The organism is Parafrankia sp. EUN1f (genome assembly GCF_000177675.1).
In the GTDB taxonomy this organism is placed as follows: Bacteria; Actinomycetota; Actinomycetes; order Frankiales; family Frankiaceae; genus Parafrankia.
This window is the reverse complement of record NZ_ADGX01000099.1, coordinates 1-14,532: the sequence shown is the minus strand read 5'-3', so window position 1 is coordinate 14,532 and position 14,532 is coordinate 1. Positions and strand designations below refer to the sequence as shown.

Annotated in this window: 12 protein-coding genes, 1 tRNA gene and 1 pseudogene; 8 read left to right on the top strand and 6 right to left on the bottom strand. The window is 69.3% G+C overall.

The features are described 5' to 3' along the window. Positions 1–21: 21 nt before the first annotated feature. Entirely contained in the window at positions 22–768 is a 747-nt protein-coding gene (locus tag FREUN1FDRAFT_RS25310) for an MBL fold metallo-hydrolase (protein WP_006543100.1), read from the bottom strand. Positions 769–866: 98 nt separating this feature from the next. Continuing rightward, positions 867–1,598: pseudogene (locus tag FREUN1FDRAFT_RS25305) on the bottom strand (aspartate/glutamate racemase family protein); the annotation flags it as partial. 694 nt (positions 1,599–2,292) lie between these two features. Here FREUN1FDRAFT_RS25305 and FREUN1FDRAFT_RS45295 point away from each other — a divergent pair. Continuing rightward, on the top strand, positions 2,293–2,874 hold the full coding sequence (locus FREUN1FDRAFT_RS45295; protein WP_006543098.1) for a hypothetical protein: 582 nt from the start codon (positions 2,293–2,295) through the stop codon (positions 2,872–2,874). Between the two features lie 58 nt (positions 2,875–2,932). Here FREUN1FDRAFT_RS45295 and FREUN1FDRAFT_RS25295 read toward each other — a convergent pair whose 3' ends face one another. Then, positions 2,933–4,234 (bottom strand): transcriptional regulator, encoded by a 1,302-nt coding sequence (locus FREUN1FDRAFT_RS25295; RefSeq protein WP_232295396.1) that lies wholly within the window; start codon positions 4,232–4,234, stop codon positions 2,933–2,935. A gap of 1,115 nt (positions 4,235–5,349) precedes the next feature. Next, entirely contained in the window at positions 5,350–6,471 is a 1,122-nt protein-coding gene (locus FREUN1FDRAFT_RS25290) for a CaiB/BaiF CoA-transferase family protein (protein ID WP_006543095.1), read from the bottom strand. Positions 6,472–6,616: 145 nt separating this feature from the next. Here FREUN1FDRAFT_RS25290 and FREUN1FDRAFT_RS25285 point away from each other — a divergent pair, with 145 nt between their 5' ends. The 5 genes from FREUN1FDRAFT_RS25285 (at position 6,617) to FREUN1FDRAFT_RS25260 (ending at position 12,190) form a co-directional block, all read left to right on the top strand. Beyond that, positions 6,617–7,069: a deaminase gene (locus FREUN1FDRAFT_RS25285; protein WP_006543094.1), complete on the top strand. Its 453-nt coding sequence runs from the start codon at positions 6,617–6,619 to the stop codon at positions 7,067–7,069. A gap of 375 nt (positions 7,070–7,444) precedes the next feature. Further along, positions 7,445–9,229 (top strand): polysaccharide deacetylase family protein, encoded by a 1,785-nt coding sequence (locus FREUN1FDRAFT_RS25280; RefSeq protein WP_006543093.1) that lies wholly within the window; start codon positions 7,445–7,447, stop codon positions 9,227–9,229. 882 nt (positions 9,230–10,111) lie between these two features. Continuing rightward, positions 10,112–11,224: a regulator of chromosome condensation RCC1 gene (locus tag FREUN1FDRAFT_RS25270; protein ID WP_006543092.1), complete on the top strand. Its 1,113-nt coding sequence runs from the start codon at positions 10,112–10,114 to the stop codon at positions 11,222–11,224. Positions 11,225–11,429: 205 nt separating this feature from the next. Beyond that, positions 11,430–11,843 carry a hypothetical protein gene (locus FREUN1FDRAFT_RS46735; protein ID WP_232295394.1) on the top strand — a complete coding sequence of 138 codons (414 nt, stop codon included), beginning with the start codon at positions 11,430–11,432 and terminating at the stop codon, positions 11,841–11,843. 53 nt (positions 11,844–11,896) lie between these two features. Continuing rightward, positions 11,897–12,190, top strand: a complete 294-nt coding sequence (locus FREUN1FDRAFT_RS25260) for a hypothetical protein (RefSeq protein ID WP_006543090.1) — start codon at positions 11,897–11,899, stop codon at positions 12,188–12,190. Positions 12,191–12,436: 246 nt separating this feature from the next. Here the strand turns inward: FREUN1FDRAFT_RS25260 and FREUN1FDRAFT_RS25255 are convergent. Next, a tRNA-Leu gene (locus FREUN1FDRAFT_RS25255) sits at positions 12,437–12,520 on the bottom strand. 257 nt (positions 12,521–12,777) lie between these two features. Between FREUN1FDRAFT_RS25255 and FREUN1FDRAFT_RS25250 the strand changes: the two genes are divergently transcribed. Next, positions 12,778–13,164, top strand: a complete 387-nt coding sequence (locus tag FREUN1FDRAFT_RS25250) for a hypothetical protein (protein WP_006543089.1) — start codon at positions 12,778–12,780, stop codon at positions 13,162–13,164. 140 nt (positions 13,165–13,304) lie between these two features. On the opposite strand, the gene bcp is transcribed toward FREUN1FDRAFT_RS25250, so the two are convergent. Further along, positions 13,305–13,793, bottom strand: a complete 489-nt coding sequence (gene bcp / locus FREUN1FDRAFT_RS25245; RefSeq protein WP_006543088.1) for a thioredoxin-dependent thiol peroxidase — start codon at positions 13,791–13,793, stop codon at positions 13,305–13,307. Between the two features lie 374 nt (positions 13,794–14,167). On the opposite strand from bcp, the gene FREUN1FDRAFT_RS25240 reads away from it, so the two are divergent. Next, a partial coding sequence (locus FREUN1FDRAFT_RS25240) for an IS4 family transposase (protein ID WP_006543087.1) occupies positions 14,168–14,532 on the top strand: 365 nt, incomplete at its 3' end.

Sequence of the window (14,532 nt, the reverse complement as noted above, 5' to 3'; positions counted from 1 at the left end):
GCCGGGCCTGCGAGGCGCTGCTCAGAGCTCGTAGACCGCCCCGGTGCTGGCCAGGGTCAGGTCCCCGTCGAACGCGTCCCGGGCCTCGCCATGGGTGCGTTCCACGTTCCCCCAGGGCACCAGGTGCGTCAGCACGAGCCGGCCGACGTCGGCCCGGGTCGCGTGCTCGCCGGCGTCCTTGCCGGTCAGATGCAGATCCGGCGGGTTGTCCTCGCCGTCGAGGAAGGACGCCTCGCACAGGAACAGATCGCTGCCCTGGGCCAGCCGCACGAGCCGGTCGCACGCCCCGGTGTCGCCGGAGTAGGTCAGGGTCCTCCCGCCGGCGTTGATCCGCACGCCGTAGGCCTCGATGGGATGCGCGACCCGGGCCAGGTCGATCCCGAAGGGCCCGATGTGCAGGCGGCCGGGCCCGATCGTGCGGAAGTCGTAGATGTCGGCGAGGGAGTCGTCCGGCCAGCGCTCGAACGCCCCGCACAGGCGCTCCTGGGTGTTGATCGGCCCGTAGACCGGGAGCTTGGGCGGCATCCCCTCGGGGTGGTAGCGCCGCGCGTAGGAGGTGGCGACCAGATCCAGGCAGTGGTCCCCGTGCAGATGGCTCAGCAGGACGGCGTCGACGTCGCGGATGTCGCAGTGGTTCTGCAGCTCGCCGACGGAGCCGTTGCCGGCGTCCAGAACGAGGCGGAAGCCGTCGTGCTCGATCAGGTAGGACGAACAGGCGGAGGCGGGCCCCGGGTAGGTGCCCGAACAGCCGAGGATCGTGAGCTTCATCGGGCGACCACCTGGCGGACCTGACAGGTCTGGCGGATCGAGCGGCTCCGGCGGGTCTGGCGGATCGGCCGGGTCTGGCGAAGCCGGCGGGTCCGGGACGCTGCCGGGGCGCCGGGGGCCGGGAGCCGATGGGCCGGTGGTGGTAGATCGGGGTCGCGGAAGCGGCCGTCGCGGGCCAGTACCCGGTCAGTGGCCTCCGAGGTCTCCTCCGCACTGCGCACGAGTGTGACCCCCTCTCCCGGAACAAGCCCGGTCACACCGGTCAGCAGTGGATAGCGGGTGCAACCAAGAATCACTGTGTCCACATCGGCTTCCTGCAGCGGCGCGCGATACGCCTCGGTCAGTCCCAGCAGCTCTCGCCCGGACGTGATGCCCTCCACGACGAAGGCGCCGAAAGCCGGGCACGCCACACTTACCAGTTCTGTCCCGGAGGCCGCGGAAAAAGCGTCCTCATAGGCCCGACTGGCGTTGGTGGCGACCGTTCCGACGACTCCCACCCGACCACTCCGTGTTGCTGCTACGGCACGGCAGGTCGTGGGCACAATGACCTCGACGACCGGTACGTCATAACGTTCCCGGGCATCGCGCAGGCATGCCGCGCCCGCGGAGTTGCCTGCGATGACGAGAAGCTTCACACCCGCGGCGACAGGCTGGTCCAGCACCGCCGGTGCAGGTGGGCGGACCTCGGCGCCGGGTTGCGGGCCGTACGGCGCGTTCGCGGTTTCGCCGAGGTGGAGCAGGGGCCGCGCTGGGAGTCGGTCCCCGATCGCGCGCGCAACGGTGCGACCACCGACTCCGCTGTCGAACACTCCGATGGGCGCGCCACTCATGAGCGATGAGACTAAGCCGGAAACCTGTCAGCCACCCTGTGGCTGTCGTCACGGGGGCGGTGTCCGATCCCGGACAGTCCGTGCGTGACGGACATGCTCCGCGTTGCGGGGCGGGGTGCGCATTCCCGTCAGCGACGAACCCGTCCACCTCGTGCCGTGTCGGGTCAGGGCGGCGCCGTGGTGTGTGGCCGCCTGACTCCGCCCGCAAGGGGGAGTGGGCCGCCGGCCGCGTCAGTCCAGTGATGGATCTCTCTCCCTGCGCAGCATCCTTCCCTTGGGGCATTGGTGGGTACTGCTGCATGTGTCCGTCTCGTTACTTCATAGGGGGACAGGGTAAGCAAACTGGGTGTACGCTAGAACTACCTGTAGTCGATCAGTGACTAAAAGCTATCGACCAGGTAGGTTGAGGACGCGACTGAGGTGTCCGGGTCGTTCCAATCCGTCCCCGACCCGTGACACCCCAGTCGCATCCTCGATCATGCGCCCGTGCATCGTCCGAAGCGCCCGCAACCCCCGCCATATGTCGAGGTCACGTGTTTGCGGACCGTGGTGCGCAGTCCTGCTCGGGTGGCGGTGGCGGGCCCGCCGGAGGTGGTCCGTGTTGCCGCTGACCTGCGGTGCTGCGCCCTTACGGCACTGTCGGGTTGGCGTCGATCGACCCCGGCAGGCCGGTCTGAGGCGTAGGAAGGCAACCGTGGCTCGGTTCATCACGGTGGCGGTCGACGCTCCGGCTTCGGGAGTCGGGGCACTGATCGCACATGCCGCGCCGCTGTCGCCGGCATCGGTGTTGCTGGTCGCAATGATCATCATCGTCGTCCTGGGGGTCAACATCTCTGCCTGGCTTGTGGTCCCGAAGGTCATCGAGTCCGCCTGCGCGTCGCCGCGCCCCACCGGTGCGGGGTGGGAGCAGCCAGGCCGGGGCAGGTCCGGTCGTGGCCGTGACCCCGACGGCGAGTGGGCCTCCTCCACGGAATGGCAGTCGGAGGCGTGGTCGTCGAGCTGGGACTACGCCGGCAGCGACACCGCGGACGGCGCCGACGACGACTGGAACGTCTCCGACTCCCGTGCCCAGCGTCACCGTGAATCCGGCGCCGGAGCGAAGGACGAGCACACCGCGGTGCCTTTTGGTTTCTCCTGGGGCGGCGACCATCCGTCCGCGGAGCGCGACAGCGCCGCCACGATCTCGCCGGACTCGTCCGACGGCTTCTCCGCAGCCTCGGGCGGCTCGACGTCGAGCGGCCCCCACCGGGCCGAGGACCGCCCCGCGAAGCCGTAGAGGCCCGGGAGCCGCGGCGGCCCCGCGCAATCCGCGGCGGCCCCGCAATCCGCGGCGGTCAGGCCAGCAGTTCGTCCCGGTGCTGCCAGGCCAGCGCGATCAGCGCCGCCCCCGCGGCCTGTACCCGCTCCTGCCCGACCAGCCGCTCGACACCGGCCGCGGTGAACGGAACGCCGGCGAGCACGGTGCCCTCGGAGTTCAGCGTCACCAGCCCGGCGAACAGCGTGTCGAAGACCGGCGCCTCGAAGACCGCGACGACCAGCAGATCGGTGGCGAAGGTCAACGGATCGACGCCCAGGCCCAGCACCGACACGCGCACGTCGCCGGATCGCGTCGCCCGCGTCAGCTCGGCGGCGAACGGCCAGGCATCGTAGGCGATGGGGCGCTGGTCACTGCCGTACTCCTCCGCGGTGCCCAACAGCTCCTCGGAATACTCCCGAGTGATGCACCGCCAGAGATCGAAGTCGTTGCGCACATTCCAGTCCGCCGGGCCGGACGGCTGGAAGATCCCCGCCGGGACGACCTGCAGCAGCCCGCCGGCATGACCGACCTTCGCCGGATCCCGCCGGTGCAGCAGGATGCTGCTACTGGTGCTGCTGCCGGGAGTGCGGTCGGCGGAGCGGTCGAGGCGGATCGTGAGCGTGCTGATCGCCAGGTTCGCCGGCCGGCGCAGAAGGTCCCACGGCTCGCCCACCGCGCGTCGTAGCGGCAGCTCGTCCGCGGTCGCAGCGGGTGACCCGCCTGTGTCGGGCCGGGCGCCCAGCTCCCGGGCGGCGAACTCGTGCGCGCAGGCCTCGCCGACGTCGATCGCGTCGAAGTAGCTACCGAGGCCGAAGGCCAGCCGCCCACGCCCTCCCGGTAACGACAGGTCGGCCTCGCGCAGCCGGTAGGTGGGCAGATCCGCGAACACGGCGGGACGGTCGAGCTCGGCCATCACCGCCGTGTAGGCCTCGTACCGTCGCCCGTCGGCGCGCAGCGGTCGGACACCCTCGCCACTGGGCCCCCGGCCCGTCACCGGCCCAGGACGAGATTCGGTCGGCGCCGGGGTACCGGGGTCCAGGTCGATCGCGACGTCCGCCAGGGGCAGCGGCCGAGGCGGGATCCAGCGCGGTGCCGCCAACAAGGGTGTCCCGGCCACCCGCGAGGCCGCCGGGTACTCCTGGGCCGCCGTCAGCGCGAGCTCGAACCGCCGGCGCCTGAGCTCGCCCCGAACCCGAGCCCATTCCCTCTCACTTGCGGTCCTGGCCCCCCGCGAGGCTCCATCACGCGGGGCCGCGCTGACCGGGGCCGCGCTGACCGGGGCCGCGTTGTTCTGGGCCCCGCTGGCCGTGGCGTCGCCGGGGGAGGCGCTGCCGTTCAAGACGCCACCCGTCATCGGGCCGGCGGCGTGGAGATCCCGCCGTTGACGGCGGGGAGCAGACGCCGTCCCATCGTGGTGATCATGTGTGGGTTTCCGTTCCGTGGATGGGTGGGTTACTCGGTATCGGCTTCGCCCGACAGCCTGGTGGGCGGTGAGGCCGCACACTTCGGTGCCTTTGGTGATCCTATGGAAACATTGGGATGTTACTGACGTTCGGGTTGAAACCGAACCAGGGCGGGCAGTCGGACGGCATGGAAAGTGCCGGCACGCCGGTGCCGGATACCGGTATCAGGTTAGTGACAGCGCTCTGGTGGCATGAGAGTCGAACTTTTCGCCTTGAGCCGGTTTTCGGGGGAAAATCCCGGGCACAATGGCGAGACCTGGGACGCCTCGCGCGCGGGCGTCCCCGCCCATCCCGCCCATCCCGCCAACCACACCGTCCGGCCACACTCCATCCGGCGGGCAGCGGCACGACCCGTGAATGGCATGCCCGAGTGCCGCAGATCGAGCACCAGGCGTGTCGTGGCAGGCTCGGAGCATGTCCACGCCTGGCGATCCTGCTGAGGCGACGACCGGCGCAGCGCCCTGCCGGTCGGGTGGCGGCGCTGCCGATGCTGTGAAGAGCCGCTACCTGATGTGTACTCGCTCGACGTGCGCCGGAATAGGTGGAATCGCCGATACGGGAAAGGTGGCGAGACCACGTTCCGTCGCGGCACGGCGTCGATGGGCGCTGCCACTGTGAGGAATACTCGGCCGTCACCGGCGACTGTCGAGTCTCGTAGCTCGTAGGGCCGCGGTTATTCTTGGCGGTACGACGTTGGAGGTGACGTCATGATTTTTCAGTCTCTTCTGCTTGATCGGGTGGGTGCCCGTGTTCGCCGGCGGCCGTCCGCGGCGCGTCGGGCAGCCGCGAGGCCTGGCACCGCACCCATCGCGACCACCGCACCCACCTCGGTCGGCGTCGTGCCATGCACCCACCAGCCCGAGGCGCTCACCTGCCGCCCGGCCGGCAGTCTCAGCCGTACCTGGATCCAGACCTGCGAGTGCGGGGCGGAATGGATCGTCCAACCCTGACGGCCGACGGGCCGGGTCCTTCCGGCTCAGATGCTTCCGGCTCAGATGCTTCCGGTGGCCCGCAGCTGAGCTAGCTCCTCGTCGCTGACCCCGGCCGAGCGAAGGATGTCGTCGGTGTCCTCGCCCAGCGCGGGCAGGCCGGCCGGCGGTGCTGGCTGCCGTTCACCGGCGGCGCCGAGCCGGAACGGTGCCGCCGGAACCAACGTGCCCGCGATGTCCACGAGCGTGCCGCGGGCCGAGACGTGCGGGTCGTCCACCAGCTCCACGCCGTCGTTCACCGGGCCGATCGTCGCTTTGGAGCCCACCGCGACCCAGTCCGCGGCGGACCTGGTGGCGAACACCTTCTCGAAGCGTTCGGCCATCGTCACCTGCTCATCCTCGTCGGCCCACAGCCGATCGACCAGATCTTCGGCGTCGAGCACCCGGCACAGTGCGTGCCACGTCCGTGCTTCGGCGGCGGCGACTGTCACCCACCGGTCATCGGCACACCGGTACAGCCGTCGGCCGGCCGACCAGCCCGCGTCGGAGTCGATACCCGAGAAACGCCCCGGGCTGGCGGCCAGCAACCACGTCGCGACATCGTCGATTGACACGTCGAGCAGACAGCCGCTGCCGGTGCGCGCCGCCGCGGCGAGGGCGGCGGACAGGGCGGCCGACGCGACCGCGCCCGCCAGCGGCGCGGCGATGGGCGTCTGCGGCATCCAGGGGAGCTGCCCCGCGATCGCGGTCAGGGCGCCGGAATGACCGAGGAAAGTGATCTCATGCCCGGCGCGGCCGGCGTACGGGCCGTCGAGGCCGAAGGCTGACAGGCCCACCCAGACCAGCCGGGGGTTCAGCTCCGCCGCCTGCGGGTAGCCGAAGCCGGCCGCCGCCCGGGTGGCTGGCGGGGCGCTGTCGACGACGGCGTCGGCGGTGGTCACCAGCCGGCGCAGCATCTCGATCCCGGAACTGCTGCGGGTGTCGAGCGTGACGGACCGTTTGCCATGGTTGAGGCCCACGTGCGCCGGTGTGGAACCGGTCGGGCCCCGCAGCATGTCGCCGACTCCGGGCGCCTCAACCCTGATCACCTCGGCGCCGAGGTCGCTGAGCAACCGTGTGCACCACGCGCCGGGGAACGTCCGGGACAGATCGAGGACACGGACACCCTGCAGAGGAAGCGGCACTCATCGAACCTATCCATCGGGTAATTCAGGTGAAGGATTTGCTGCAGTGAGGGTCAGTCGTGAGGGTGTCGCCGGATGGCAGACTGTCCTGCAGGTACGAGCGTTCCGTCGGGCACCGGCCCCGCGGGGAAGGACGAGCCTCGCCATGCCGCAGCTCGACGACCACCGGTGGATGACCCGGGCGATCGAACTGGCCCACCGCTGCCCACCCGCCACCGGCGCGTACTCCGTCGGTGCCGTCATCGTCGACGAGAACAACGAGGAGATCGCCTTCGGCTACTCCCGTGAGGTCGATGACGCGGTGCACGCCGAGGAATCCGCCCTCGCGAAGATCGCCCCCGACGACCCGCGGCTCGCCACCGCGACGATCTACAGCACCCTCGAACCCTGCTCGCAGCGCAGATCCCGGCCACGCACCTGCACCCAGCTCATCCTGGCGGCGGGAATCCCGCGGGTGGTCATCGCCTGGCGCGAGCCCAGCCTCTTCGTCGCCGACTGCCAGGGCTGCGAACTGCTCACCGCCGCCGGCGTCACCGTCGTGGAACTGCCCGAACTCGGCGAGCAGGCGCGCGCGATGAACGCCCACCTGTCGTTCTGACGTTCCTCCAAGTGGCCGTCCAGGCCATCGGCCCGTGGCCTCCGCGGCATGTCGTCCCAAGGTCAGGACGACGGGCGGAAACGCGGCCCCGTTATGCGTGCGGTGCCGGGTACACCCACCCACGGTCAGCGTCGGGCCCGCTCTGGCCCGCCCACCATGTCCACGGACGCAGGGGACCTCGTCAGATGATCTTGGACATCGAAGGGCTGCCACCGCGTTCGCGCCGTGTCGCCCCGCCGCCCGGGTCATCGTCCCCTCGCCAACCAGGGGCATCCAGGTCAACCCGGGGTGGGGAGGCATCGCCACTGGTGACGGCGACATACCGTCCATTTTCATGAAAAGCGCATACAACGACGCGCATTCTGGGGGAATCACATGCAGTTCGACATCGCTCCAGCCAGCCTGACATCTGATGTTCCTGGACCATTCGTGGTCTGGGCTGGCGACGATGGCTACGACAGTCAGGCGGGATACTTCTCTCTGCTCGCCTCCAACGGGATCAAGGGAACCTTCTTCCTGTCGGTCGACTGGGTGGACCAGGCTGGAACATCCCCTGTATACGGGGACGCTTACATCACTACGTCTCAGGTCCAAGCCATCGTCGCCGCCGGCCACGAGATCGCCACGCACGGAAAGAACCATGAAGATCTTGCGAGCTACTACGTGACCCATGGTCCAGTGGCGCTCGACCTCCTGCTTGGCGCCGCCATCGGCGAGATTCAAACGAAATTTGGCTTCTCGGTCAAGACGGGCTCCTATCCGGGTGGGTCGGCGAACGACCGGGTAAAAGAAATAGTCAGCCGTCGGCACGAGTACTTCCGGTGCAGTCGGGGTGTTGTCAGTCGAAACGCGCCGGATCCGTTCAACGTCCCGGGGATAGACATTCTTGCTCCGTCCGAGGCAGATATCAAGGGGTACATCGACGAGGCTGTGGCGAACCGCAGCGTCGTCGTCCTCTTCCACCACGGAGCCATTGACTCGGCGCAGCTGACCAAGGTGTCCAACCTGATTTCCTACGCGAGTAGCGTGGGATGTGACCAGGGGACGTTCTACCGGGCGATGAGCCAGCGGACCAAATGGCTGTCGACGCGTGCGTTGATCGATGCCCAGGGCAACACATTCAATCCGACCGTCCACGCCAACGAGGTGATCGTAGACCGCGACGACGAAATTGGCGGCAGCTACTCGTTGGGCCTGGACGAGTCGACGAACGCGCCGTTCGTGGACGCGACGAGTGGAACGCCATTTGAGTTCAGAAAGGACCTCCTGGCGCTTTCCGGGTTCTCTGTGGGGCGCCGCCAGGTGTTCGCCGACTTCACGACGTCCAACGGCTCGATGACGGTCCTGTCGGGGAGCGCGGGGTTCCGGGCCGACGACGTGGGTCTCTCCATCAGCGGTACCGGCATCCCGGCCGCCACGACGATCGCGGCTGTCGTGTCGCCCATTCAGGCCACCATGTCGGCCGCCGCCACGGCCAGCGCGACGAATGTGACGGTCACGCTCGGCCGACCTGCGTCCGGCAGCGTCACGTCCGCGGGAGAAATGCGCCTGTACAACGGTCTTGCCCTGTTCGGGACCACGTCTCAGGTGGTGTACTTCGCACGCCTCGAATCGACGGTGGAAGGGGCCATCAGCGCGAACCAGTGGCTCAACAACGGCACGGCCGGCGCCGGTGGTGAGATGACCATCGACTCGGGCAGCGGCGGGTCCTACGTGAACATCAAGGGATTCGCGACCAGGATTCGAAGCGAGGACGGCACCGAACGTATGCGATTGGGGGCCGCCAAGGACGGCATCGATTTCGGCGCGGCCGAGGACGTGACACTCGAGCGGGACGGGAGCGGAAACCTCGCCGCCAATGTGACCTTCCGGACGGATGGCGATCTGATTGTAAGCAATGCCGGAAACGGCCTCCTGGTCAAGGAAGGGACCAATGCTTGCCTCGGTGCGGCCACGTTGTCCAGCGGCTCAGCCACGGTCTCCACGAGTGCTGTCACCGCGAACAGCAGGATCTACCTGACGCCACAGAACCTGTCCGGGGTCGGCACACCCCAGCCGATAGCTGTCTCCGCGAGAACAGGGGGAACGAGCTTCACGATCACATCGGCTTCCTCGTCCGACGCGTCGACCATCGCCTGGATGATCGTGGAGCCCGCCTGACGCTCCGCGGTCCCACCCAGAAGGCCGCCCGGTCCCACCATGTCATAAGGGACACGGCAGGACCGGGGCGGTCCTGCCGGAGGTTTTCGCGTGCCGCCGCCTCCGCGCCGCGTCACATCACGCGCTCATCCCGCCAATCGGGCATGGCCCCCGGCCCACGCGTCATCCGACCGCGCGTAGATCGGCCGCGCCACGGTCTGTCTGCGACCAGCCACGAGGCGATTGTGATACAGCGCCACCACGACCCGCGCCCCGTTGACGGTCCACGTCGAACTCGACCCGTCCGCCTGCGAAAACCGACGTGTACCCCGCCGTCACGCAATCACTGACCGACTGTCGGCAGCCGACATCGAGACCTTGATCGATTTTTACCTCTCCAGCCTGACGATCCGTGTCCTGGCCGAGCGGTATTCGATCAGTGGGACGGCGATCAAGATACGGATGCGTGAGCGCGCTATCGGACGCCGCGGGCGACCGACCGCGCCTGCCTGAACCAAGTGCGTGCGAGCGGGACCGAGCGGCCGAGCCCGTCAACGTCCCAGTCCGCCCGCCGCGACATCCGCCGCATCCCGTCCGGCGACACCTCACGAGTCCGCTCTGCCACCATCCACCCCGGTATCTGGCCAGACGGGCCTCCGGGCTCCCGTGATCACGGCGCATTTTCGGCCGTTCGTGGCGGAGGCCGTATCCCGGGTTCTGGTCGTTCTGTCTCGCCTGAATGGCAACGCAATAGAGCAACACGGGCACGCCTGGTCAAGACATTCGGGCCGGGTCAACACTCTGTGTACTAGAAATAGCGCACAGAGTGGCTGCAGGGGGGTGTGGCTCGTCCTTCAGGCAGAAAGAGCAGACATGTTGTCTCAGCGACAATGGCGAACGGGGATGTGCTCGGCGATACTGGCCGTCGTCGGGGTGATCGTCGTGCCCACGACAGCGACAGCGACCGGGCCCGGCACGGTACTGGCCTGGGGTGCCAATGGTCAGGGCCAGCTCGGCGACGGCACCACCACGGGCCGCCTGACGCCGGTTCAGGTCACGGGCATAGACGAAATCACCGCCGTCGCGGCCGGCGAGAGCACCGGGTATGCGATGGCCTGGGGCGCCGTCCAGGCCTGGGGCGACAACTCACACAACGAGCTCGGTGACGGCACCACCACCGACCGCCTGACCCCGGTGCAAGTCAGCGACCTGGTCGACGTGATCGCTGTCGGGGCCGGCGCCCACAACGGGTATGCGGTGCGCAGCGACGGGACTGCCTGGGCCTGGGGGGAGAACAGCGACGGCGCCGTCGGCGACGGCACCACCGTCAACCGCTCGACCCCGGTCCAGGTCTCCGACCTGACCGACGTGATCTCTGTCGCCGGCGGTATGCACACCGGGTACGCGGTGCGCAGCGACGGGACCGCCTGGGCCTGGGGGTTCAACAACGCCGGGCAGCTTGGTGACGGCACCACCACCAGTCGCTCGACTCCGGTCCAGGTCAGCAACCTGACACAGGTGAAGGCCGTCGCCGGCGGTGTGTACCGGGGGTATGCGCTGCGCGATGACGGCACGGTCTGGGCCTGGGGCTCCAACAGCTTCGGCGCGCTTGGTAACGGCACCACGACGGACAGCCTGACCCCGGTGCCGGTCTCCGGCCTGACCCAGATCATCGCCATCGCGGCCGGCAGCAACAGCGGGTATGCGCTGCGCAGCGACGGCACCGTCTGGGCCTGGGGATACAACTACGTAGGCCAGCTCGGTGACGGCACCACGACGAACAGCCCGACCCCGGTCCAGGTCTCCGGCCTGACCCGGGTCGCCGCGATCGCGGCCGGCGCCTACACCGGGTATGCGCTGCGCCGTGACGGCACCGTCCGGGCCTGGGGATCCAACGCCGGCGGCGCGCTCGGCGACGGCACCAACACCAACCGCCCGACCCCGGCCCAGGTCACCGGCCTGAGCGGCATCAGTGCGATCGCTGGCGGCGGCCTCAGCGGGTACGCGGTGCACTGAGGCGGGCCTCGCATCCGTCCGGCCATACCACCCGCCGGCAGGATGAGTACGCGCCCACGGCTGCGTGGCTCGACGGGGCGCGGGCCCCCAGCCAGACGCCGTGGGCACTCGCCCAGGTCCACCTGACCGACTCCGAAGCCCGGCCGCGCTCACCTGCGGCCGGGCTTCCCTCACCCGGCTGTACGTCGATGTCAAAGGGCGGCCGATGGTCACGACGGACGACCTCAACGAGCCGTTTACAGCCACCGTGATGGCATCCAGCCTCCGCGTGCCAGCAGCCGCAGGCACATCAGTCGTGCCGGCGCGGGTCTGTCAGCCTTGCGGGTCGCCCAGGCTGCCGCCGCAGGCCATCATGGACGAAGCTAAGGTTGAGTCGACGATGCGTTTCGATGCGTTTCGATGTGGACGGAGGCTGGCCATGGACGCGACGGCACAGCCCTACCCTGAGCCCCACGAGTGGGTCGATGAACCGGACCCCGACACCAAGCGCGCGATCGACGAAGCCCACGAGGACGTCGAGGCGGGCCGTACGGTCTTCTGCCTGTCCGACGCCGCGTTCGATGCTCTCCTGGACGAGTTGGACCAGCTGGCCGTCGAGGAGCACCCGAAGGCGAGCTGACGAGCCGCGTACCTCCCGTGAGCTCGGAATGATCGACGCACTGTCGTGACGGCGTGCCCACGTACGAGCAGGTGGCCCGCTTCGTGGCGGAGTACGCGCGGCTGACACCCGACCAGCGACGAGCGTTCCGCCGCGCGGTCGTGCTGTTCCGCGAGGGTCTGGAGACGGGCCAGTTCCACCCGAGCCTCGGGGTGAAGGGCTTCCGCTCGGAGCCGGGCGTGTTCGAGCTGAGATGGGCGAAGGACGGCCGCGCGCTATGGGAGTACGGCGACCCCGTCCCTGGTCGCGACGGCCCTCATGTGCGCTGGCTGCGGATCGGCACCCACGACATCTACAAGAGCCGGTAGGCGCCGCCGCAGGTGGGCGGCATCTTTGTCCCGAACACAGGCCAACCGCGGCGCCGCGCCGTCGTCACGGCGGCCCCGCGAGGTAGCGCTGGAGCACGGGAGCCGAACCCGGACCGCAAATGGGCCGCGACTCGCCGGCCGCCACCGGACATGGCCAGCCACCGCCGGACGTCGGAGGGAGGTCGGTCGATGATCCACAGGTGGCCTGACCGCTGCAAACAAAGGGAAACGGCTGCTCAGTCCGGGTGGTGCGGGAGGGGGGACTTGAACCCCCACGCCCTAGGGCGGCAGATCCTAAGTCTGCTGCGTCTGCCATTCCGCCACTCCCGCGTGCGTCCAGACTAGCGAGCCGGGTGCGGATCGCGGGACAGGGGCCGGCCGGGGGAACGGCACCGCCGCCGTGCGGGCCGTGTCTGGTCGGCGGGCGGGAGAAATCCTCCGGTGCGGGCCCGATGTCTCGGGCAGGTGTCGCGGAACCAACAGGTGGACAGGCGCTGGTGTCGCGGACGCGACGGCGGGGAGGACCCGTTCGGGTGCAGGGTGTACCTGCGTCGGTGGGCGCATGATGCCTCTTGGGGGAAAGATCTATGACCATCGTTGCGGAGCCCGCGCGGAACCAGCCTGAGCAGGTGTCCACCTCCGTCCAGGAGGAACGCGACCGGGCTCGCCGGTTGATCGACAACGGCAGGGCCGCGATGGCGGTGATCAGCGCTGTGAACGACACAGGCGTCCGGGTTCTCGGGGGCACTGTGGCGGAGGTGCGCCTGCTGGTGGAGTGCCCCGGGGCGGAGCCGTACCCGGTGATCCGTCGCGCGGTCGTACCCGAGGCCGAGCCGGCTGCGGCGGTGCCTTCGGGGTTCCGGCGTGGCAGTGCCCGCGTGCCGAGCCAGCTTCGCCGGAGGGTTCCCGTGCTGGTGGATCCCGCTCAGCCGGACAACGTGCTGCTCCAATGGGACCTGCGCGTCGCCAGCTGACCAGGACCGGGCCCGGCGGCGCCGCCCGGGCCGTGGATGGTGCCGGGCCAGCGTGGCGCCGGGGCAGTCGGGCGGCACCGGTCAGCCGGGCGGCGGCGGGCCGACGGTGCCGTCTGGCCGACTGCGCCGGGATGGCCGGGTCAGTCGGCGAGGCCGATGTCCCGCAGGAGCTTCGCGACGTGGCCGGTGGCGCGCACGTTGTACTGCGCCTTCTCGATCTTTCCGTCGGCGTCGATGACGAACGTCGAGCGGATGACGCCCATGGTCTTCTTGCCGTACATGGTCTTCTCGCCGAATGCTCCGTACGCGGACAGCGCCGCCCGGTCGGGGTCGGAGAGCAGCGGGAAGGTGAGCTCCTCGTTGTCGCGGAACTTCACCAGCTTGGCCGGCTTGTCCGGCGAGATCCCGAGGACGTCGATGCCGGCGTCGTTGAGCAGGCTGAGGTTGTCGCGGAAGTCGCAGGCCTGCTTCGTGCAGCCGGGCGTGGAGGCGGCGGGGTAGAAGTACACGACGACCTTGCGGCCGCGGAAGGACGACAGCGAAACCTCGTTGCCGTCGGCGTCAGGCAGGGTGAAGTCGGGCGCGGGGTCACCGGGGGAGAGGCGAGCGGCGCTGGCGGTCTCGGTCATGTCCGAGAAGCTAGTCGCGGCTCCGGCGGGCCGGCAAACACCCTGCCGTGATCCCCCGGTGTCCCTGTTTGCACCCTTCACCCGTGTCCGTTCGGGGGTGTGACGAGGACCTGCATGATCGCGTCTGGGTGGCTCCGAAGAGTTGAGGACGTTCGTCGTCCCGGAGCGGGTAGCAGTCGCGCTCCGCTGCCACCGCCGTCGCCCGCCACTGCCGCCACTGCCGCTGCTGCCGAGCAAGACTCAAGGCCGCGTAGTTAGGCGTGGTTGGTGGCTGTCAAGGGACGTCGGCGTGTCGTGGTGCTGGTGGTGAACGCGCAACGGGACCGCTGGTAGGTAGGAGATCCGCCAAGATCCGCCTGCTGCCAGAGGTCCCGTTGCCTGCTCAGTGTCCCACGGTCTGTCTGACGCGTTCCCTCACGGTCGCCGAGGGGGTGTTCGCGCCCGGGCATCTGGGTGAACTGACCCAGCACGCGCCGTTCGAGCTGGTCGATGCCGTGCTGACGGAAACCGGCCGTGTGCAGCAGCGGGTGCGTGATCTACCCAGCCGGGTCGGGATGTACTTCGTTCTCGCGCTGGGCCTGTACGGGCATCTGGGGTACGCCCGTGTGTGGGACAAGCTCGTGGCCGGGCTGCGGGACCTGCCCGGCCTGGTGCTGGTCACGCCTTCGGAGAAGGCGCTGCGGGACCTGCGCCGCCGGATCGGGCCCGCCCCGGTGAAGGCACTGTTCGAGGTGGTCGC